The following is a 22887-nucleotide window of genomic DNA, read 5'->3' as shown; positions in this document are numbered from 1 at the left end:
AACATGCGGGCTTTCTTTATCTCGTAATCACATGTCTTTCACCAAAGGGTATTATGATTAAGAAAATATATGAAGATTGTTGAGTTTAAATCTCATGCAAAACCTTATTCCGGTGGTAGCAGCTGGGACAATGCGTCATGGATTACCCTCGAAGGGGTCACAAGCGTTGGTGATAATTGTCAGCCTCAGTCATAGTCAAATAGGTTAGCATAAAAATGATTGCAAATAAAAATAGCAGTTTTACTACTGTTTTACTCTTATGAATAATCTTTTATAGTGACGTTATGAAAATTTTTATTCTCAATTCATTTCACTTCAATAATTAGTTGGTAGAACTAACAATTTATCCCCAATCATTGAGTAAAACCGATTAACTAATTTACATTGACTAATATCAAAGGATTAACAATGAAAAAATATTTTGCCTTTCTTATTCTACTGCTTAGCTTCGGTGTAAGCGCAACCGAAGAATCACCAACTGGGCTGATTAAAAGAATACAAGCTTATTCTGTTCATGGTGATGTTTTTATTAGTATGGAAACTAACGGGCAGCAATGTAGCACTGGATATTTTATAGATAAAGTCAGCCCAGGCTATGAATCGATTTTAAGTATGTTACTTGCTGCCTACCAAGCCAATACACCAATATCAATATTTGCCTATGAAGACCAACGATGGTCGGGGACTACTGCCCCTGTATGTAAAATATTTAGCGTGGTTTATGCGCGTTAGTAGCCAAGTTAGCAGACAGAAAAGTTCGACATGACGGCAGAACAGAAGGCGCTACAGTCTGCAAACTTGAGTATTTAGGCTTAGACGCTAACTAGAATGATAGCTCTTTAGCAATAAAATTAATTTTTAATAAGCTTTTAATAGTGACATTATGAAAAGAATTTATACCCTATTATTTCTACTTTTTTCTTTATCCATAAATATAAGTGGTTCATTAGCGGGTACGCCGCCTTTCGAAGGTTGCCGTTCTAGTGGCTGTGTGGGAAAAATTGACTCTATTTACTTGCACCGAGATGGAAGTATTAAGTTCCCACCACCAGGAAAAGTGTTTGGAGATGTACCGAGTGAGCTTAATTGTAAGCTAGGAGAAGGTGTTTACTTCGTTTTAAAACAATCTCATCCTCACTTTAAAAACACTTACAGCATGTTGCTCACAGCTCACTCATCAGAGAAACAGGTATTTGCCCGTATTGTTGAAGGTTCCAACGATTGTCAGCTTGATTATATGGTTATTTATTAGAAACTTTATTTTAAATTAAGTTTTATCAAGTAAATTTAGGTTAAAAATATGAATACTAAAAATTTTATCACTCTAGTTGCACTAATAGCTTCTACATCAGCTAGTGCGGCTCGAGTCGATATAACCGGGGATATTGGTCAAATTCGATATCATGAAACCTCCAATTCATTCGCTCCATTATGGCGAAAACACGCGTGGTTTGAAATTGTCAACCCAGATGTTAAGCCGAATTGTAGACAATATGCTTCAGATAGTTACGCTATTTCAATTCCAGAAGGCAACGAGACTGCATTAACGCTATTGTTATCTGCAAAAATGGCAAATAAAAGAGTCATGGTTACGTTAGATGATACTATTCTCTTTCCTAGCAATGGGTATTGCAAATTTCAATATATAACTATTTTATAAAATATACATAAGGAATTAATTATGAAAAAACGCCTTTTGGCTCTTTGGCTTATATCGTCATCCACTTTTGCTGGATCCTCAATGGATGTTGGCACTATAAAAGGTGTTTTTGTTAAACCTAATGGAACAATTGCAGTGAGTCTTCAGCAAGGTTTCCCGAATGCAAAAACATCAGGTCAGTGCGAAAACAGCAATGGATGGGCTGGGCTAGGGACATCGGAAAATATTTTTAAATCCGCATTACTCTCAGCGAAAGCGACGCAAGATACGGTAAAAATTGTGATAGAAGGGTGTGAAGGTGGATGGTATCGGATTAAAGAGTTGTACATAGAGTAGAGCGCAGATCTTAATGGGATTTATTTGACTCACTAAACCAAAGTACCATTTTTTCATATNCAGCGAAAGCGACGCAAGATACGGTAAAAATTGTGATAGAAGGGTGTGAAGGTGGATGGTATCGGATTAAAGAGTTGTACATAGAGTAGAGCGCAGATCTTAATGGGATTTATTTGACTCACTAAACCAAAGTACCATTTTTTCATATTCGTTGTGATTTGAGTTGTATCTACGAGTGGTGGTTATATTTAAGATTAAATAGTTAACCACTTATAAATTAACTATTAAAGGCTATCTAATGAAGCGATTATTTTTTATTGTGTGTTCCCTAATGAGTTCGGTTGCTTACTCTTTAGAGTGGACAGAACCACATATAGTAGAGCGAGTCCATATCACCACTAATGGTACATACTATTTTAAAGTGGCCGATGGGTGGGGGGCTGAGAGTTGTAAAAAAGCGGCTTATGTCTTCTTACATAAAAATGAAGCCGTTGCTGCAGACGCGGTGCTGAGTCTTGTTCTGGCATCTCAGGCTACTGGTAAGGCAATAAAAGCGCGTGGAGTTTGTCAAGATAGCGGGCACTTTCGCATGGATTATGTCATTCAAATGGAAGCTGAGTAATTTGCCTCTTATACACACCCCCCAAGTTATAGCTTGGGGGTGAGCAATATTCAGGCACCATATGAGACCAATAGTTACAATCGTTATTCTTATGTATGGAATAACCCAGACCCTACAGGCTATAAAATATATGAGCATTCTTATCGAATTGAACACTCAAGTGGTTCAGGTGGAAAGAGACGTCCTAGAAATGGAGAAGACAAAGGCGTAGATGCAAAGGATAAGCTCGCTCCAGAACCACAGCTCCCTAATAGGAAAGAAAATGATAGTAATGTTGAGAATACTGTTAGAGTGAAAGTTGGCAGTTGGCAGTTGGCAGTTGGCAGTTGGCAGTTGGCAGCACGATGAGTATCGAGAAGGTAAGGTAAAACCTCGCGTAGATAGTATTCCGAGTAGATATCAGTGAGTAGATATAGTTCGGTTATCTAATCGAGTCAAAGAAGTACTAAAGGTGACAGAGAAACCCATGGATGGTTCTGTTGATGATATTGCTAATAAACTGGCTGATACTGCGCAATTTTTTACTAGAACTATACCGGAGAAAATTGCGGTGGAAACTGCTCGGCAAGGTATCAACTATTCTAATCGAGAAGAATACCTTCGTGAAGAGGTTCGTGAAACAACTTATAATACAACAACCCAAGAAGGTTTACTTGATACTAAGACCGGATATGTTTTTTCTACAGGAAATAAAAAAGACCATGATCTAAAAGTTGTTGTAGAGAAAGTAGAAAAAACTGATGTTACAGTGAGGCCTGCTGGTACAAAGGAAACTAGTAGTAATATGGATTTGGGTAGTTATGATTAATGCTTTTTTTAGAGTTTGTATTTTCTTCTCTTTCTTTGCTTTGGGTTCTTCTTGTGTATTTGCATACGATGTCGATTTACAAAAATCAGGAGTTATGGACTTTTATCCTAGTTGTAAACTTGAGAAAAAAAGTAGCCTATGTATCGAAAGAATTAACATTGATGAAGAAAAAAGAGTTTTTATTACTGTGAATAGTAATTTTGATTCTACACCTGAACTCTTAGAACATGATTTAAAAGATACATCATCTAAAATTAGATTGGCTACTTTTGCTTTAAGGATTCTTATTGGAAAATTCAACCCTAGGTTTAGCGAGGAATTTTCAGGAGAGAAAATTCGAATAAAATTAGATAATGCAAGTTTAGATAATATTACAGTTTTAATGAAGGCTAACATTAACAAATCGACTTATTCAGGATTTTCATATATTGACGATGATGGGGTGCTATTAATTTCAGTTAAAGAAACAGATATTGAACCCGATGATTATTTTTATTCTGAGTTGAGGAATAAAAATAATTAGCCTGCATGTCGAAGAAGTAACAAGTGTAGTTAACCAGTTTAACCCTCCACTATGGTCAAATGGGCTTGCACCATTTCATATTGATGGAGAGAGCGAGACATTATTCTCTCTCGCATTAGCAGCCAAGTTAACCGATAGAAAAGTTAAGGTCTATGTTCGACACTGCGGCACAAAAAGGGCTACAGCCTGTAAACTAGAGAATTTTGGCTTAGATAATAATTAGAAAAGCTGCTTTCTATTTTTAATTCATTTCCCACTAAAAATAGGAGTATTACTACTATTTTGAGTGCTTATAAAACTAGCCTAAAAGGTGAAACTATGAAGAAAATTTATACATTGTTATTTTTACTCTGTTCTTTACTTTTCAGTATTAACAGTTCATTAGCGGGAACGCCGCCTTTCGAAGGTTGCCGTTCTAGTGGTTGTGTGGGAAAAATTGATTCTATTTACCTGCACCGAGATGGAAGTATTAAGTTCCCACCACCAGGAAAGGTGTTTGGAGATGTACCCAGTGAGCTTAATTGTAAGTTAGGAGAAGGTGTTTACTTCGTTTTAAAACAATCTCATCCTCACTTTAAAAATACTTACAGTATGTTGCTCACGGCTCACTCATCAGAGAAACAGGTATTTGCCCGTATTGTTGAAGGTTCCAACGATTGTCAGCTTGATTATATGGTTATTTATTAACGTTTTATAAATTACATAAGGAATTAATCATGAAAAAAATCCTTTTGGCTCTTTGGCTTATATCGTCATCCACTTTTGCTGGATCCTCAATGGATGTTGGTACTATAAAAGGTGTTTTTGTTAAACCTAATGGAACGATTGCAGTGAGTCTTCAGCAAGGTTTCCCAAATGCAAAAACATCAGGTCAGTGCGCAAACAGCAATGGATAGGCTGGGTTAGGGACATCGGAAAATATTTTTAAATCCGCATTACTTTCAGCGAAAGCGACGCAAGATACGGTAAAAATTGTGATAGAAGGGTGTGAAGGTGGATGGTATCGGATTAAAGAGTTGTACATAGAGTAGAGCGCAGATCTTAATGGGATTTATTTGACTCACTAAACCAAAGTACCATTTTTTCATATNCAGCGAAAGCGACGCAAGATACGGTAAAAATTGTGATAGAAGGGTGTGAAGGTGGATGGTATCGGATTAAAGAGTTGTACATAGAGTAGAGCGCAGATCTTAATGGGATTTATTTGACTCACTAAACCAAAGTACCATTTTTTCATATTGGTTGTGATTTGAATCGTATCTATGTTTTTTTTGATTTGAATCTATTTAAAGGTTAATTATTATTCATGTGTATTATGATTTTCCTGCTAATTAGATAACAATATGGAGTGGAAGTGTAGCCCACTTCCACTTTTCACCAGAGTGAAATCAATGATGACTCAAATACACTATCTCTCTATCGTGGTTTTACTCGTTTCTATTACCACTGTCTTACACTCCATATACTCAGAGCCTTTATTTTCATCATCAATTGCTGGCTTGGGTTTGAATAAAAACCGTCGAAAGCCGTCCCCAAAATAAAATGCAGTGATTTTCCTCACCGTTTGCTTCAGAAATGCCTCATACACAGCTCAAATTGATAGCTTTCTGAGTTTTTAGAGTGGTCAACAAATCCAAATCAAGAAAATAACCGCAGTGGCTTATATGAAATCGAATCGTTTTCCTCATATTTATGCAGTACATGTAGTTTTACTTCTAGCAGTCGTCTTTTCTTATTCTGCTTTGGCTCTCACCTTAGAGGCTGGAAAAAGCATCAAACTATCAGGTGACTTTTCGGTCTCAGGCAGCCAAGCAAGCTACTCATTGCCCATCTCAGTAGCACCGGGCCGAGCGGGCCATCAACCTAGGTTAAGTATCGAGTATCGCAGTGATTCCCCTAATGGCATGCTTGGAATGGGGTGGAGCTTAGGCGGGTTATCTTCGATTTCTCGTTGTGGTAAGAGCTTATATAAAGACGGTCGTCGGGGCGGGGTGAATTTTGATGACAATGACCGATTCTGCCTTGATGGACAAAGGTTGATCGCGATTTCAGGTAGGGACGGCGAAGACCTGACGGAATATCGAGTGGAAAATAATGGCTATGCCAAGATTGTGTCGTTTGGTCGCGTAGGAAAGGGGCCATCGAGCTTTAAGGTTTGGTACAAGGACGGCTCTATTTATGAGTATGGTGTAACGGAAGACTCGCGAGTCGAACTCCCCACACAACTTGATGTATATAAATGGGCGCTGAATCGAATCACGGATGCTAGTAAGGCAAATCATATCGATTTTGTTTACAGCGAAGACAATGGGGCGGGTAAACATAAGCTCACACAGATCACCTACGTAGGGGGAAAAGTTAACCTTGTTTATGAAAACCGCTCAGATACAACTTCTCACTATCTTGGCGGTAAGCAACTTAATAGAACAGAGCGACTAAAGCAGATCGAAACCTTTGACAGCAAAGGGGAGAAAATTGGCACATATGAGCTCATTTATCAGACGTCTCCTACGACTTCTCGCAGCCAACTGACCAAGATTAATTACTGTGCTGAAGGCCAGTGCTCTAGTGATATTCGCTTTACTTGGACTGGTCGAAGTCATCCGGGGCTAGGTGGGGCAACAAGTACAGGTTTTAATAGCCCCAGATACTTAGAGGCAAATGGGCAAGTAAAAACGTACGGTGAGTTGAGCCGTAACAGCAATGGCACCATGTCAGTCAGAGACTTAAACGGTGTAACACATACCAATGTGAAGTCATACAGCTTGAGTGGTAGTGTCATCTCGCCTAGTGTTGCTTTGAACCAATGTAGTATCAATACCGCAAGTTCGTATAACAAGGGGAATGGTCAATTAGGTCACTATTGTCAGTTTAATACCTGTTCAGGTGATAGCTGCAAATATGCTTCCAATGGCGTGAATTATGGTGACTTTAATGGTGATGGTGTTGAGACCTATCAAAAAGGTTACGCAACCATTGATATCAATGGTGATGGGATTGATGACTTACATAAGTTTGATGTGGCCAATGGTGGATATCGTTATCGAATAACGGGAGGGGCTTGGCAAACGTTGCCCTCTGCAGAGGGACGAGTTTTAAAGTCGTTTGCTGATGTGAATGCTGATGGTTATCTTGATGTGGTGATGGGCTCAGGAACATCGAAAGGTAAGCTCTACATTCACCTGTTTAATGGTAAATCATTTAATTCTCCTTTTGCTATTAGTCATAGCGTCTCACACGATGAGAGTATCTACTTCTCCGACTTAAATAATGACGGTTACCCAGAATTGGGCTATGGCCGTTACTTCTACCAAAACACTCAGAATAACCAGTTTTCGACCAGCGTATTTCTCGATGCCGGCGAAAAGATTTATTCGGTTCAAGATGTGAATGGCGATGGCTGGCCGGATGTATTAACTCGTGCTGATGGTAACAACGCTAAAGCTCATATTCGCTATTCCTCGCAGCATGCCCAAGACAAAATTACGCATTTTTCTGAAGTGGGTGTTGATTATACGGTGACTTACAAAGCTGCCAGTGATAACAGTGTTTACACGGCTTCTAATATCAGCTCATACCCATTTCAAGTGATAACGCCAAGGCGCTATTTAGTCGCGAGTATGGTTAAAGCGCCAAAAGGCTATGCTACGACTCACCATCGCTACCAATATCAAGACGCGAAGACGCATCTTAATGGAGGAGGCTTCTTAGGTTTTAAAATGATGACTGAAACAGAAAATGCGGATGTTATCACGACCACTAAAACCACGTTTGAGCAAGAAGATCTTGCGATAGCCAGCAAGCCACTTGAGGTCGAAATCTTTAAAAATGGTAAGAAAGTCGCTGAGAATCGTTACCAATACAAATTGCATACTCGTCAAGGCTATAACGCTAAGTACTACCAAGTGTACGCAGACAAAGTTGTTAAAAGTCAGTATGGCTTGAACAGTGATGTGGTCGAAAGAAAAGAGACCATGAGCAGTATCATGGACCGCTTTGGGAATTTGCTTGAAGAGACAACCGTTATTTCAAGTGAGCTTGATGGTGCAGGTCAATTTACTCGAACGAATAAGCTTGATTACCTCTCAACTGGTGTGAACAACAATCATCATATCTATGATATTTCGGCAGTCAGCAACATCGATAATCTAGCGGCCGTGCTGAGCTCTTTTAAAGCAGGGCTTGGGCGTTATTGTGCCGCGAACGGTGACGTTTACTTTAAAGCCAATGATCATATCGTTCTCATTCATAGTGATGTCGATATTCCTTTAGTGCTACAACGTTACGACTCTTACTTTAAGTATCAAGTCACAGAATCTAGCACTGATCTAGATGGGCTCACGGTGTACGCTGGAACGTTAATCCACTCTTCCGCCGCAGATTTTAATACCGCTAACCCGAAATCATGTGGTAGCTACGCGATTGGTGATTTTGACGGTGATGGAAATATGGAGTTCACTACCTCAAGGACGACACGTACTGAACTGGTCACGGAAACGGGTGATAGCTTTTGGAAAATTGGCGCCGTGGTCACGTCAACAGCTACGATAACCGACGATACAACTCAACTGACCCGTACGACCAGTAATAGTTATCACTACGATAACCATGGCTTTTTGATTTCCAGTTCTGTGAATAGCTCTGACTATGAGTCAAACAGTGATATTACGTCAGGCGGTAAAAGCGTTACTAATCGCTATCATAATGATCAATGGGGCAATGTTGTGTCGCAAAGCGTAGAAGGCTCTGACCTTGTTGCGCGAATCTCAACCACTCAATATGACAGTCAAGGGTTATACGTTACAGAATCTGCCAATGCATTAGGGCATGTCTCATTTACTCAATTTAATGCACAAGGCTTGCTGAGCCAATCAATTGGTGCATTGAAAGCCCGTACCAAGAGCCTTACTTATGACGCTTATGGTCGTGTAATTAGTGAATCTCTGCCCGGTACGGGGAATACCAATTACACCCAATACCAACTGGGGGAGCAATGTGGTCCGCACTCAACAAGTCAGACGGTGAGCTGCGTTACTCTTAACCCCGCCTCTGGTGGCCAGGTGATGACATTTTTTGACTATGCAGGCCGAGAAATTCGTAAACTGCACACTGGCTTTAGCGGTCAGTTGGTCGTGGTCGATACTCGGTGGGATCGCAATGGTCGAAAAGTTAGCCTTTCTCGACCTCAGTTTGTTGGTAGCAAAGCCTCGGCACCTCGAGTTGCTTTTACTTATGATGCCTTAAACCGAGAAATTCAAAAGCAAGAGCCTGCCAATGCTGGGGGAATCGCCACTTTCGACACAAGTTATGATGGATACAAGACCAGTGTTAAAGATGCACGAGGCTTTATTCATACGACAGTAACGAATGTGATGGGTCATACTTTACGTAAAGAAGAGCCAGATGGTGCGTACCAAACCTATCAGTACTATCCGGATGGAAAACTACGTTCAAGCACGGATTCCGCAGGTAACACGACTCAAATCCGCTATGACAATTTAGGTCATCGTAATTCATTGGATGACCCAGATATGGGCCAGTGGACTTACAACTACAACGCCGCGGGCGAACTGGTTTATAAGCGTGATGCGAAGGGAACGATCACCACGATTGAGTACGATAATCTTGGTCGAAAAGTGAAGCAGACCGAAGGGAGTAATGTATCTACCTGGCGCTATGATGAGCGAGGGGCGCTTGGCACCCTATCAGGCTTTACTGGCAATGGTAGTGAGACGGACTATTACTACAATACCGCCGGTCTTACTGAAGAAGTGGCCGTTCAAGTTGGTGACGAGAAATTCAGCACCCATTACTTCTACGATAAGTTCGAGCGTGTTGCTAGGGAAGTTCGACCAAACGGCATCGATACCACGCTTGCCGGTGCGGCTAAGTTATTGAGCAGCACCAACAGCAACGACCGCCTGGCAGTCGAATATGTTTATAACCCTTATGGCTACGTCGCAGGGGTACGCAGCCCGCGAAATTATGCAGATGAAGTCTTTACCAGTGCCAGCTTCCGAGAAGGTATTCGTGAGCTGCTAAATGATGCAATAGCACAAGCCAATGTTTACCTAACTAAAGCAGAACGCTACGCCACTCAGGAAAGCTTCTTTACTACTAAAGCAGCTGAGTACAACAGCAAAACCGTCAATGTGCACAATCTGGATGCTTCCTCGCAAGCTTTGTTGGGTGACGGCTATCGCTATAAGCAGTGGTGTAATGATCAGGGCGAATGTTATTTACGTCCAGCGACTTGGGTACTGCTCCATGATGATGTCTCTATCCCGCTGGATATTACGCTGGAAGGGGCGATTTATCGCCTGACGACCACCTTAGCTAATACCCAACCGGGAATCCGCAACTACAATGCGACCATCCATACGGTGCCAGCTTCGGAGTTTAATACGCAAAGCTTGAGTGCTTCACATGACTTCTTACTGACTGACTATGACAGTAACGGTCAGAAAGATCTAATGAGCAATAACGATATCTATATTGCTCAGGCGGATAGTGAAACCCGTGACGAGCTGTTGTTTGCTGCCGATGACTTATCTGAAGCTGCAACAGTGGCCAACACTCGCTATAAGTTCTACACCGACCTTGCCAGCCAGTTGATCAATCTGTCAGAAAAAGTGGCAGAGTTGAGTGGTCTGAACTGTGAATATGCGAATCAGTTGGGGGGGAATCAGCTAGAGGCCTCTTCTCGTAATCATTGTGAGAANGATCTAATGAGCAATAACGTTATCTATATTGCTCAGGCGGATAGTGAAACCCGTGACGAGCTGTTGTTTGCTGCCGATGACTTATCTGAAGCTGCAACAGTGGCCAACACTCGCTATAAGTTCTACACCGACCTTGCCAGCCAGTTGATCAATCTGTCAGAAAAAGTGGCAGAGTTGAGTGGTCTGAACTGTGAATATGCGAATCAGTTGGGGGGGAATCAGCTAGAGGCCTCTTCTCGTAATCATTGTGAGAACACTCAGCAATCTAGCCAGGCTGATCACCTCAATATGATTCTGACTCAGTCAGAAATGGAAGAGTCATTAGATAACCCAGCCTACCTTTACTACTGGCAGCGTCGTGAAACCGATGCGTACGATCATACATTGTCGGAAACGCTGGGTAATGGATTGGTTAACACTTACAGCCATGATGCCAATACCGGTCGACCGAATTATATTACCACCCATAAAGCGAATGTGTTATTTGATCCGCGCCTCTCTGCAAGTACCAGCCAAGGGCGTAATATCCGCTTTATTCAGTATCGCTACGACAATCACAACAACGTGACCTACCGATACGATGAGCAGTTGGGCATCACCGATACTTGGACGTACGATGGTTTAGATCGCGTCACCAGCAATACCATCAGTTTGGCGAATAAAGCGCAGCACGGGGTAAACAACCCAGACTTAGCAGGGCCGTTTAATTACCGTTATGACAAGCTGGGCAATCTGATACATAAATCCGACATTGGAGACTACCACTACAGCGGTCAGCAGGCAGGGCCACATGCCGTGACAAAAGCCAATGGGCTGAATTACCAATATGACGATAACGGTAACATGCTACGCGCATGGGCGGATGGCAACTCGACCAACGAGCGAGAGCTGGAATGGACGGAGTTCAACAAGCCAAACAAGATTACCCGCAACGGTAAAACCGTCGAGTTTTTCTATGATGCTAACCATAATCGTTATCTGAAGAAGAACAGCGACGGCATTGAAACCTTCTACTTTGGCAAGAGCTATGAGCGAGTCAAGGATACCAATACAGGGGTTGTTCAACACAAACACTTTGTTTATGCCGATGGCAAGTTGATTGCTCTGAATACTCACACTGACGATGGTGAGAGCCAGCTTAAAGATAAACAAGTCCGCTACCTGCATTACGATGCGTTGAACTCAGTCGATATGATCACCGATGGTTACGGTTTAGTGGTAGAGCGCCGTAGTTACGATACTTGGGGTAAGCAGCGTAACGTCGCGTGGTCTGATAAGGGGCCGTTGGAGGTGGTACAAAACGCCATTACCAACCGCGGTTATACCGGACATGAAGACATTACCGAAGTTGGTTTAGTTCATATGAATGGACGAGTCTACGATCAAGAGTTGGGTCGATTTATTAGCCCGGACCCATTTGTTCAACAGCTTTATACAGTTGGCAGTTTCAATCGATATAGCTATGTGCTTAATAATCCGCTGAGTTATACCGATCCAAGTGGCTACTTTTTCAAATCCTTGAAAAAAATAGTAAGGAGAGTGATTAAGAAAATAGATTATGGCATTGCTAGAGCCATTATTACTGCTGGTTCTGCATTCTGCGGGCCATGGGCACCAGCATGTGCAGCAGTTGGGACTTATGAAGTTAATAGAGCTCATGGTGTCTCCTCTTCAGATTCACTTAAATCGGCAGCCGTAGCCGGAGGTGCGCAATGGGTTTTCGGTAGCTCAGGTGCGGATTTAACAGTACAACAAGCTGCGATAAAAGCAGGCACTATGGTCGCTGGCTCGCAAGATCCTAAGTTAGGGCAAGCCTTAATGTTTCTTCAGGGTAACTGGGGAGCAAGCATCGGGACCATGGTTCAAAATGGCGTGGGTAGTTCGTTGCAATACTTAGCTCAAGCAGAGCTGCAACGGCATGCGGCTCGTTGGGGGATGAGCTTAGAAGAGTTTAATTTAATTCTTGGACTAAATTCGAAAGCGGGCTTGTCTATTGCTGGTGGCTCATACAGTAATAAATCACATGTAGAAGGCTTTACGAGCCGGTTTATTAAGCCAGGATTAGGTGTGTTTTGGGATATCAATGACTCACTACTAAACGTTCAAGGTTTACTGGACGCGGTATCATCTCAAATTGTTAGAGAAGGGACAAAAAATGGTCACTTGACTGGTCATTCGTTAGGCGCTTGGAGAACCAATAATTTACAGCGGCATGGCTATATTAAGTCTTCTTATCTTCTTTCATTGCCGGGATTTGCCTATCCGGCTGCAGGGAGCCGTGGGTCCTGTGCCTCGCTGGACTTCATTTGTGGCACTGCCCTAATGTCGATAGTTCGTCCCAATACGACTATTGTATCGAGCCCTGCCAGTTTAATCCCTAACGTGTTGAATGGTGTATCGGCTAACCATTCTAAGGACACTGTTCCTGGATATTCTACCCAGTGGAATCAATGATGAGAATTAGTTCTTTAATGATTAATGATGTTGGCAACTATTGCTTTTTCTTCTCAAAAATAAGCTTTATTGATGGTAGGGGAAGCAACCGAATGCTTAGCATAAAAACATTCAGATATAGATAATTAAGTAATAATTTATTAACCCCTTAAGTGAAAATATGAAAACATTATATAAGTTAATTTTTCTTGTCCCTTTAGTATTTTTCTCTGTGTTAGCGAATGCAGAGAAAGGATTTGTAAAAGGAGAAATTGAATATATTCGCACCCATGATGGCGATGTGATCTCCTCTTGGAGACCGCCAGCGTTCTGGTTTACGTTAAAAGGCGTAGATAAAGCCGGAACATGTAATCGATGGGCCTCTAGTAATACGGTGTTATTTGCGGCGACCGACAGTTCTGCTTATTCAATGATTTTAGGCGCGTTTATGGCAGGTAAAGAGGTGTCGGTCTCTTTTGATGACTCTGTTAAATACGCTGGCAACTGCAAAGCAAGGTACATCACCCTTGGTAACCCGCCATTACTCCAGTAGGACACAATGCAAAATGAAACGACTTCTAATTTTAACTTCACTCTTTCTCTTTTCATTTCAAGCGTTAGGTATTAATGCCAGTAAAAATGGAGACTGGATTGCAATGGGGGTTCCTCAATATGTTCATGTAGGAACCCAGGGAGCATTTTTAATCAATGGAAACGGTACTCATGGTACGTGTGCAGGGCAAACTCCACGTTATTTTAGTTTTGATATGAATGCACCACATTTCTATGCCATGTATTCATGGTTGATGCATATGTCAAAGGAAAACAAGGCGGTGGCTTGTGTTGTCAAAAGTGGCTGTGGGACGAACACTATTCAGGTCGAATATTGCCGCGGCTCGCTGAGATAATCACTTTTAAGACAGGAAACAATAATGAAAAAATACTGCTACTGACAGCAATTCTATTTAGTACGCCCTCAATGGCTGCTATTAGCTGCCAAGGCACCATCAAGCATATTTTGCAATATGCTAATGGTGATATTAACGTAGCGACCTCATATAGGGGCACATACACTGTAATGTGTAATATTGAAAAGCATTGGAAAGGGATTAGCCCTGAAGCATGCCAAGGGATGTTAAGCGTATTGTTGACTGCGCAATCAACAGGCAAGACTATAGCGACTCACTACAACACTGATCAATATACTTGTAGCAATCTGCCTCATTATGGCAGTGCACCTGGTCCTGGTTATGTTGGAATTATGGGAGAGTAATGATGATACGCGGAATCGCATTTCTAACTCTTGTTGCATTATCTAACTTTGCTTTGGCATCAGGTGCTTTTATTGCCGAAGGTTCAACGATAGAATCTATTGCCAATACGTACAACAATACCGATAGTTTTTCAATATCAGTGAAAGGTGGTATAGGTGTATGTGGAAATACCACAATACTATTTCCACGTAATGCAACTACCTCTTCCGAAGTACATAACCGTGCCTATTCGACTGCGCTGACCGCATTTTCTATGGGGGCTAAAGTAAAGGTCTATAACTATATTGGGAGCGATTGTAAGAACGCTTCGTTCATCGAAATAGTTCGCTAGCCCATAGGACTGTAAACCCATAACGCCAGCTTATGCTGGCGTTATTTTTATCGATTGCGGAGTTATTGCTTGCCTTTCCGTCTTGGTATTGCACAATACCGCCCCTGACGAGCCAATTTTATTACTACCAATCCAGACACATGTTGTTAATCATCGATAACTACGATTCCTTTACTTATAATCTGTACCAGTACTTTTGCGAGTTGGGTGTAGAGGTAAAAGTTGTGCGTAACGATGAAACAGACATTGCGGCGATTGAAGCGATGCAGCCGACTCATCTAGTGATCTCACCAGGGCCGTGTACTCCCAATGAAGCAGGGATCACCCTGAAAGTGATCGAACACTTTGCCGGTAAACTGCCGATACTTGGAGTGTGCTTAGGCCATCAAGCAATTGCTCAGGTGTTTGGTGGTAAAGTGGTGCGAGCTCGTCAGGTGATGCATGGAAAAACTTCCCCAATTCGACACAACGGGCGTAGCGTCTTTACTGGTTTGAAGAACCCTCTCACAGTTACGCGCTATCATTCGCTGGTGGTACAAAACGGTACGCTACCCGAGTGTTTTGAGCTCACCGCTTGGACGGAACGAGAAGATGGCTCGATGGACGAAATTATGGGCTATCAGCATAAAGCATTACCTATTGATGCGGTGCAATTTCACCCTGAATCGATCAAAACCGAGCAAGGGCATGAGCTACTTGCTAACTTTTTACGTCGCTAACCCTCTCTTTTTGACTCAATAAACCCTGATTGAGATCACTTTTTTTAACATTTCTTTCATGTTTTTGCGCACGGATATTATGTGAAAAACTATTCGCAGGCATTGTCCTGTCTGACTCTGCGCCCTTGTTATTACTATGCTTAACTACAGCTTATCTTTGTTATAAGAATATATTGCTTCATAAAAGCAGTGGCTTAATGCATAAATACTCAACGCTGATGCAGAACAGGCTTTTAGTGGTGAAGTAAAAAGAATAATTCACTATTGAAATGGTTAATTAAATGTAAATACAATGCCGCAATTGCTGAAATGCAAAACAATATGTGCTTTCGTTAAATGAAAGCAAGGATGCAAAAATTACCTGGCATGCGGTATCGAGAGGGAATGTGCAATGACAGTCGAAAATAAAGTAGAACGCGGTTTGTTTGATGAGGTGATGGTCCCTTGTTATAACCCAATGGAAATGATTCCAGTCAAGGGCGAAGGTGCTCGTGTTTGGGATCAGGAAGGCAAAGAGTACATCGACTTTGCTGGTGGTATCGCCGTGAGCTGTCTGGGTCATTGTCACCCTGCAATGGTTAACGCTCTGACGGAGCAAGGCCAAAAACTGTGGCATCTAAGTAATGTCATGACAAACGAACCTGCGCTTCGCTTGGCGAAGAAGCTGACAGAGGTGAGCTTTGCAGAAAAAGTGTTCTTCGCTAATTCAGGCGCAGAAGCAAACGAAGCGGCGCTAAAGCTGGCACGTCGCTATGCGGCTGACAAGTTTGGTCCTGAGAAATCTGAAATCATCGCGTTCAAGCAAGGCTTCCACGGTCGTACTTTCTTTACTGTCACAGTGGGTGGGCAAGAAGCTTACTCGGACGGTTTTGGTCCTAAGCCTGGCGATGTTACTCATCTGCCGTACAATGATGTGGAAGCACTACGCGCGCACATTTCTGACCGTACTTGTGCGATCATGATGGAACCGCTTCAAGGTGAAGGCGGTATCATCTCTCCAACCGATGAGTTCGTTCAAACGGTTCGTGAATTGTGTGATAAGCACAACGCGCTGCTTATCTTTGACGAAGTTCAGACGGGTAACGGTCGTACTGGTCACTTCTATGCTTACCAAGGTCTGGGTGTCACACCAGATATTCTGAGCACAGCGAAATCGCTCGGTGGTGGTTTCCCTATCGGCGCGATGTTGACAACTACAGAGCTGGCTAAACATCTGAAAATTGGTACACACGGTTCAACGTACGGTGGTAACCCACTCGCGTGTGCGGTTGCTGAAGCGGTTGTTGATGTTGTCAGCACACCAGAAACTCTAGCGGGTGTTGCAGAGCGTGAAGCGCTGTTCCGTGACGGATTAACTAAACTTAATGATAAATACCAAATCTTCGCTGAAGTACGTGGTAAAGGTCTTCTACTTGGTGCTGCTCTGAATGATGAATGGCAAGGCCGCGCGCGAGATGTACTGGTTGCAGCAGGCAAAGAAGGCCTGATGGTGCTAGTGGCTGGCGCAAATGTGGTTCGCTTTACGCCTTCACTGGTTATCAGCAAAGAAGAAATCGCAGAAGGATTAGCAAAACTAGATAAAGCACTCGCCACTCTAGTTAAATAATAAACAAACTGGGAGAGCTGTATCGCAACAGCTCTCCCAATACCAGTGCTATCGGTCATGTGTTTGGGTAGTTACTCAGGAAAAATTGCTTAGAACAAGGCGTAGCTTGCAGCAAGCTAGCGGGCCTAACTTCAAAAACTACAACGTAGTGATTAGCGATTTGCCAGCAACAACAAATAGATGACCGATAGCATTGGTATCCTGCATCAGGAGGGAGTATCGATGCTGGTTGTTCGCCCTATAGCAATGTCGGACTACGATGCGCTGCACACTTGTGCGGTTGAGTCGGGTCATGGATTCACATCTCTTCCGGTTAACGAGGAACTGTTAACCAACCGTATTACTCATTCTGAGTACAGCTTTGCCAAGCCTAATGTAACGGAACCGGGTGACGAAGGTTACTTAATGGTCGGTTTCGATAGTGAAACTGGTGAAGTGGCTGGTTGTACTGGTATTGAAGCTTCAATAGGTTGGGATGTACCGTTTTATTCTTACCACATCAGTACCATAGTGCATTCATCACCAAAATTGGGGGTGAATAATGTGGTTAAACTGTTGACCTTCGGTAATAACTACACAGGTTGCAGTGAGATCTGTACTTTGTTCTTGCGCCCGAATTTCCGTGGTGGCTTAAATGGCCGTTTGATGTCTAAATGTCGTTTTCTCATGATGGCAGAGCACCCGCATCGTTTCTCTAAAACGGTGTTTGCTGAGATGCGTGGCGTGTCCGATGAAAATGGTAACTCGCCATTCTGGCAGTGGTTGCAAGAGCATTTCTTCTCGATTGATTTCACTATGGCCGATTACCTGACGGGTATCGGCAAGAAAGGCTTTATCGCCGACCTAATGCCTAAGTTGCCGATTTATATCAACTTGCTGAGCAAAGAGGCTCAGGCCGTAATTGGTCAGGTTCACGAAAATACCAAGCCTGCATTGCGCTTGCTTGAGAAAGAAGGCTTCACTTGCCGTAACTACGTCGATATCTTTGATGGCGGCCCGTCGGTAGAGTGTGATGTGCGTAATATTGAGTCGGTCCGCCACTCATTCCGCGCGAAAATCACCATTGCTGAGCACACCAGCTCGCAAGATTACCTTATCTCAAACACGTCGTTTGAAAACTTCCGTGCCGTGGCTGCTAAAGCCGCGTATGACCAAGCTTCTGAGTCTGTGATTCTATCACCGGATGTTGCCAAAGCATTGGAAGTCAACGAAGGCGAATACGTTCGCATGCTAGCTCAGTAATCGAAAGGAACAGAAACATGACACATTGGATTGCAGGCGAGTGGCTTGCAGGGCAAGGCGAAGCGATGAACTCGACCAGCCCATACAACAATGAAGTAATCTGGCAAGGTGACAGTGCGTCACCTGCGCAGGTTGAAGCGGCCGTCAGTGCAGCACGCAGCGCCTTCCTTAGCTGGAAGAAAATGACTTATGCTGAGCGTGAGGCTATCGTTCTGGCCTTTGCCGAAAAAGTTAAAGAAAACAGCGAGCAAATCGCTGAAATCATTGCAAAAGAAACCGGAAAGCCTATTTGGGAAACACGCACAGAAGCGGCTGCGATGGCGGGTAAGATCGGGATTTCTATCCGTGCTTACCATGAGCGTACGGGTGAAGCAACACGTGAAGCGGCAGGCAACCAGATTGTTCTACGTCACCGTCCTCTAGGTGTGATGGCAGTATTCGGCCCTTATAACTTCCCTGGTCATTTACCAAATGGCCACATTGTTCCGGCACTGCTTGCTGGTAACACGGTCGTGTTTAAGCCTTCAGAGCAAACGCCACTCACCGGCGAGTTCGCGATGAAACTATGGCAACAAGCAGGCTTACCAGCAGGTGTAATCAACCTTGTTCAGGGCGCGAAGGAAACTGGTGTTGCTCTGGCAGATTCGAAAGGTATTGATGGCGTATTGTTCACGGGTAGTGCAAACACAGGTCATATCCTGCACCGTCAGTTTGCAGGGCAGCCGGGTAAAATGTTGGCGCTAGAAATGGGTGGTAACAACCCTATGGTGATCTCTGAGAACTATGGCGAGTTGGATGCAACCGTGTATACCATTATTCAGTCTGCTTTCATTAGTGCAGGTCAACGTTGTACTTGTGCCCGTCGCCTTTACGTACCTGTTGGTGAGAAAGGTGATCAACTGGTGAGCAAGCTGGTTGAAGCAACACAAAAGATTCGTGTTGATCAGCCATTTGCTGAGCCTGCACCATTTATGGGCCCTCAGATTTCTAAAGCAGCGGCTGACTTTATTCTTAATGCGCAAACAAACTTGCAAAGCCTTGGCGGTGTGAGCTTGCTGGAAGCGAAAGCGGGTGAAGCAGCGTTCGTTTCTCCTGGCATCATTGATGTAACACCAATCGCTGATCTGCCAGATGAAGAGTATTTTGGACCACTACTGCAAGTGGTGCGTTACCAAGGCTTAGAGAAAGCCGTTGAACTGGCAAACGATACGCGCTTTGGCTTATCGGCGGGGCTGGTTTCAACCGATGACAGTGAGTGGGATTACTTTGTTGACCACATTCGCGCAGGTATCGTCAATCGCAACCGTCAGCTAACTGGCGCAAGCGGTGATGCACCATTCGGTGGTCCAGGTGCTTCGGGTAACTTACGCCCAAGTGCTTACTACGCAGCAGATTACTGCGCATACCCAATGGCATCAATGGAAGGTGGGGAAACTCTACTACCTGCTACATTGAGCCCGGGTGTTGAGTTATAAAAATATTTTAAGGGTTTCCCTTACCGCCTCCCTTTTGGGGAGGCTTTTAAACGTCACAGGTTGAAGGCTATCTGATCAGATTTCTGGACAAATTTGGTCAGATAGCCTCATTTATAAAATTATATAAACAATAAATATAACTCCGTTAACGTAGACAAACCCAAACAAGGAGGCGTTATGACGCCACAAGTTTTATTCCAGTCGTTATGGAATGACTATATTCAACGCTTATGTCCCTCTGCTGATAAAGTTCACCATCTGCTTCAGGAAAATGAGCCATTGATTAATGACCACATTGCGCTGCGTACATTTAATGTCGCACCTCTAGGTATTGAGACTCTGGCCAAACCGTTTATCGACGTTGGCTACAAGCCATGCGGTGATTACGAGTTCGAAAGTAAGAAGTTAGTGGCGAAGCACTTTGAGCATCCAGACCCGAAACAGCCAAAAGTTTTTATCAGTGAACTAAAAGTGAACGAGTGTTCTCCAGAGCTTCAGGCTATCGTTGCCAAGCTGGTTGAGCAATTGGATACCGATAAGCTAAAAGGTCATGAGTTCTTGTCTGGTGGGCGTCTATGGGATCTGAGTTTTTCTGATTATCAGCTGCTGGCAAAAGAGAGTGAATACGCTTCTTGGCTAGCGGCACACGGCTACGGTGCTAACCACTTTACGGTTAGTGTAAATCAGCTGGACGCTTTTGAAGAAGTGAAAGGTGTTAATGACCACCTACGTGAAGCTGGCTTTACGATCAATGAATCAGGCGGTGAAGTGAAAGGCTCGCCAGACGTGCTGCTTGAGCAATCTTCTACTATGGCGGATAAAGTGCCAGTGACCTTCACTGAAGGTACTGAGATGGTTCCTGGTGGCTTCTATGAGTTTGCTAAGCGTTACCCAATGAGCAACGGTGAACTCTACCCTGGGTTTGTTGCCGCTTCCGCTGATAAGATTTTCGAAAGTACCAACGGTTAGTAGAAAGCCCTAAAGTACACTTCGCTTGAGAGAATTGAGCAGGTAGCCAGTCATGGAGTGTTCCTGCTCACTCGACTATGCTGATAGAGAATGAAACAGCCCCGATAGTCGGGGCTGTTTTGTTTATTCTTGTTCTTGCTTGGCCAGATGGGCATAAGGCGTACCCATCACCGTTGTTTGGCCGTTAGCCATGGAATCGTCGAATTTTATCGCGTCTTTAGCAAACAGGTTGATAACGGTCGAACCTAACTTGAAACGGCCCATTTCTTCGCCTTTCTTAAGAATCACGGCTTTGTCCCCTTCGCTTGGGTAATCCCATTTGTAGACCGTATTGCCGCGTGGCGGGGTAATCGTGCCAGCCCAGATTTGCTCTATACTACCGACGATCGTTGCACCCACCAGCACTTGAGCCATTGGACCAAATGCGGTATCGAAGACACACACCACACGCTCATTACGAGCAAACAGGTTTGGAACATTTTCAGCGGTCAGAGGGTTGACTGAAAACAGATCGCCCGGCACGTAGATCATCTGACGCAGTGTACCATCACATGGCATATGGACTCGGTGGTAGTCACGTGGTGACAGGTAAAGTGTTGCAAATTCACCGTCGGCGAACTCTTCTGCTAGCTCAGCATTGCCACCCAGTAGCTCCTGCGCTGAAAAATCGTGACCTTTTGCTTGAATCAGCTTGCCGTCAGAAATTGGACCAAACTGACTGACGCATGCATCTGCAGGGTGGGTGATAATAGACTCGCCTTCAGTGATCGGGCGCGCGCCTTCTTTCAACTCACGAACAAAAAAGTCGTTGAAAGTTTTGAAGTGCTTGGGATCTGAGTGCTTAGCCTCGTCCATATTGACATTGTATTGCTTGATGAACCAGCGAATGATAGCTGTGGTTAGGCCGCCAGCTTTTGCGGATGCCAGCTTACCGACGAGACGGGTTAAGCCGTGTTGAGGGATCCAGTATTGCAGTCCAACTTTTATCTTATCCATTGTCATTAATTCCAATGCTAACTGTATGTTTGCTTACTTTTGGGCGCGAGATACTACTTAAATTTGTTAACGAAGTCAGTATCTAGCACCGATGATTTGTGCAAGAAGCCGTTACAGATCGGCTTTTTTACTGCGTGAGTACTGACGGTTGGCTTTCACTTCCGCCATACTCTCGAGGATGCGATGATAGTTTTCGAAGCGTACTTCACTGATCTCGCCACTTTCAACGGCTTCGCGCAGCACGCAGCCAGGGTCATCATTATGCTTACAGTCTCGAAACTTACACCCACCTAAATAGCGGCGAAATTCAACGAATGCTTTGGTCACGTCTTCTGCGTCTAAGTGCCATAAACCAAATTCACGCACTCCGGGAGAATCAATCAAATCACCACCTGTCGGGATATGATACAGGCGCGAGGCGGTTGTAGTGTGTTGACCTAGCCCCGAGTTTTCAGAGACTTCACCTTCTTCGACATTAAATTCAGGCATAAGTGCGTTGACGAGGCTTGATTTACCCACACCTGACTGGCCGACAAAAATATTGGTGCGATCTTTGAGTTCAGCCTCCAGCGCAGCGATACCCTCGCCAGTTTGCTTACTCACAAACAGTACTTTGTAACCGATACGTTCGTATTCACTGAGCCACTCTTGATATAAGGCTCGCTGCTCATCTTCCAGCAAGTCAATTTTATTCAGTACGAGTAACGGAGAAATGTTGAGTGTTTCTGATGCGACCAAGTAGCGATCAATAATATTCAGTGACAGCTCAGGCAATACCGAAGAAACAATGATCATTTGATCGACGTTAGCCGCGACAGGCTTTAAACCATCGTAATAATCAGGACGAGTCAAAACGGAAGTACGTGGCTCAACAGCCTCGACAACACCATTGATGCCTTCCATAGACTCCAGTCCAGCGCGCCAAATCACCTTGTCGCCAGAAACTAAGGTCTCGATACCGCGGCGCAAATTGCAGCGCTGGACTTCGCCACTTTCGATATCTTCAATGTCGGCATGTTGGCCGAAACGTGTTATCACTAGACCTTTCTGGGCTGTACCCAACATGGACTCTTCCCATTGAACGGAATCTTCCTTGGTGAGTTTTCGCTTTTGGTTGCTCCTAACTCGTCTAACTTGACCTTTGGTTAGTTTTTTCTTCTTTGCCACAATT

At 43.7% G+C, this 22887-nt stretch carries 20 protein-coding genes; 18 read left to right on the top strand and 2 right to left on the bottom strand.

Annotation, left to right across the window (positions count from 1 at the left end; genetic code table 11):
• Window positions 1–408: 408 nt before the first annotated feature.
• The 18 genes from L1D15_RS19720 (at window position 409) to L1D15_RS19635 (ending at window position 20720) form a co-directional block, all read left to right on the top strand.
• A complete protein-coding gene (locus L1D15_RS19720; RefSeq protein WP_239876783.1) occupies window positions 409–732 on the top strand; it encodes a hypothetical protein in 324 nt (107 codons plus the stop codon).
• A 151-nt stretch (window positions 733–883) separates the two neighbouring features.
• Window positions 884–1252 (top strand): hypothetical protein, encoded by a 369-nt coding sequence (locus L1D15_RS19715; protein WP_239876782.1) that lies wholly within the window; start codon window positions 884–886, stop codon window positions 1250–1252.
• Window positions 1253–1300: 48 nt separating this feature from the next.
• Window positions 1301–1660 (top strand): hypothetical protein, encoded by a 360-nt coding sequence (locus tag L1D15_RS19710; protein WP_239876781.1) that lies wholly within the window; start codon window positions 1301–1303, stop codon window positions 1658–1660.
• A 21-nt stretch (window positions 1661–1681) separates the two neighbouring features.
• Window positions 1682–1996 carry a hypothetical protein gene (locus L1D15_RS19705; RefSeq protein WP_239876780.1) on the top strand — a complete coding sequence of 105 codons (315 nt, stop codon included), beginning with the start codon at window positions 1682–1684 and terminating at the stop codon, window positions 1994–1996.
• 331 nt (window positions 1997–2327) lie between these two features.
• On the top strand, window positions 2328–2618 hold the full coding sequence (locus L1D15_RS19700) for a hypothetical protein (protein WP_239876779.1): 291 nt from the start codon (window positions 2328–2330) through the stop codon (window positions 2616–2618).
• A gap of 466 nt (window positions 2619–3084) precedes the next feature.
• On the top strand, window positions 3085–3426 hold the full coding sequence (locus L1D15_RS19695) for a hypothetical protein (RefSeq protein WP_239876778.1): 342 nt from the start codon (window positions 3085–3087) through the stop codon (window positions 3424–3426).
• Window positions 3419–3949 (top strand): hypothetical protein, encoded by a 531-nt coding sequence (locus L1D15_RS19690; RefSeq protein WP_239876777.1) that lies wholly within the window; start codon window positions 3419–3421, stop codon window positions 3947–3949. The genes L1D15_RS19695 and L1D15_RS19690 overlap by 8 nt, the downstream gene beginning before the upstream one ends.
• A gap of 318 nt (window positions 3950–4267) precedes the next feature.
• The gene (locus tag L1D15_RS19685; protein ID WP_239876776.1) at window positions 4268–4636 is read left to right on the top strand and encodes a hypothetical protein; all 369 of its coding nucleotides are present in this window, start codon (window positions 4268–4270) and stop codon (window positions 4634–4636) included.
• Window positions 4637–4665: 29 nt separating this feature from the next.
• Complete coding sequence (locus tag L1D15_RS19680) at window positions 4666–4845, top strand: hypothetical protein (RefSeq protein ID WP_239876775.1); 180 nt, start codon at window positions 4666–4668, stop codon at window positions 4843–4845.
• A gap of 768 nt (window positions 4846–5613) precedes the next feature.
• The gene (locus tag L1D15_RS19675) at window positions 5614–13125 is read left to right on the top strand and encodes an RHS repeat-associated core domain-containing protein (protein WP_239876774.1); all 7512 of its coding nucleotides are present in this window, start codon (window positions 5614–5616) and stop codon (window positions 13123–13125) included.
• Between the two features lie 160 nt (window positions 13126–13285).
• Window positions 13286–13657 (top strand): hypothetical protein, encoded by a 372-nt coding sequence (locus L1D15_RS19670; RefSeq protein ID WP_239876773.1) that lies wholly within the window; start codon window positions 13286–13288, stop codon window positions 13655–13657.
• Between the two features lie 13 nt (window positions 13658–13670).
• Entirely contained in the window at window positions 13671–14012 is a 342-nt protein-coding gene (locus L1D15_RS19665; RefSeq protein ID WP_239876772.1) for a hypothetical protein, read from the top strand.
• A 364-nt stretch (window positions 14013–14376) separates the two neighbouring features.
• Window positions 14377–14709, top strand: coding sequence for a DUF5992 family protein (locus L1D15_RS19660; RefSeq protein WP_239876771.1), 333 nt, complete (start codon window positions 14377–14379; stop codon window positions 14707–14709).
• 140 nt (window positions 14710–14849) lie between these two features.
• A complete protein-coding gene (locus L1D15_RS19655; RefSeq protein WP_239876770.1) occupies window positions 14850–15428 on the top strand; it encodes an aminodeoxychorismate/anthranilate synthase component II in 579 nt (192 codons plus the stop codon).
• Between the two features lie 391 nt (window positions 15429–15819).
• Window positions 15820–17034, top strand: a complete 1215-nt coding sequence (locus tag L1D15_RS19650) for an aspartate aminotransferase family protein (RefSeq protein WP_239876769.1) — start codon at window positions 15820–15822, stop codon at window positions 17032–17034.
• A gap of 222 nt (window positions 17035–17256) precedes the next feature.
• A complete protein-coding gene (gene astA, locus L1D15_RS19645; RefSeq protein ID WP_239838083.1) occupies window positions 17257–18276 on the top strand; it encodes an arginine N-succinyltransferase in 1020 nt (339 codons plus the stop codon).
• 17 nt (window positions 18277–18293) lie between these two features.
• On the top strand, window positions 18294–19751 hold the full coding sequence (gene astD, locus L1D15_RS19640) for a succinylglutamate-semialdehyde dehydrogenase (protein ID WP_239876768.1): 1458 nt from the start codon (window positions 18294–18296) through the stop codon (window positions 19749–19751).
• A 177-nt stretch (window positions 19752–19928) separates the two neighbouring features.
• Window positions 19929–20720: a DUF1338 domain-containing protein gene (locus tag L1D15_RS19635; protein WP_239876767.1), complete on the top strand. Its 792-nt coding sequence runs from the start codon at window positions 19929–19931 to the stop codon at window positions 20718–20720.
• Window positions 20721–20843: 123 nt separating this feature from the next.
• Here L1D15_RS19635 and asd read toward each other — a convergent pair whose 3' ends face one another.
• Together asd and rsgA are read right to left on the bottom strand one after the other, a co-directional pair.
• Window positions 20844–21716: an archaetidylserine decarboxylase gene (gene asd, locus L1D15_RS19630; RefSeq protein WP_239876766.1), complete on the bottom strand. Its 873-nt coding sequence runs from the start codon at window positions 21714–21716 to the stop codon at window positions 20844–20846.
• Window positions 21717–21827: 111 nt separating this feature from the next.
• The gene (gene rsgA / locus L1D15_RS19625; RefSeq protein WP_239876765.1) at window positions 21828–22883 is read right to left on the bottom strand and encodes a small ribosomal subunit biogenesis GTPase RsgA; all 1056 of its coding nucleotides are present in this window, start codon (window positions 22881–22883) and stop codon (window positions 21828–21830) included.
• Between the last annotated feature and the right edge of the window lie 4 nt (window positions 22884–22887).

The organism is Vibrio sp. Isolate25 (genome assembly GCF_022398025.1).
Taxonomy (GTDB): Bacteria; Pseudomonadota; Gammaproteobacteria; order Enterobacterales; family Vibrionaceae; genus Vibrio; species Vibrio coralliilyticus_A.
This window is presented reverse-complemented; position numbering and strand designations above follow the sequence as displayed.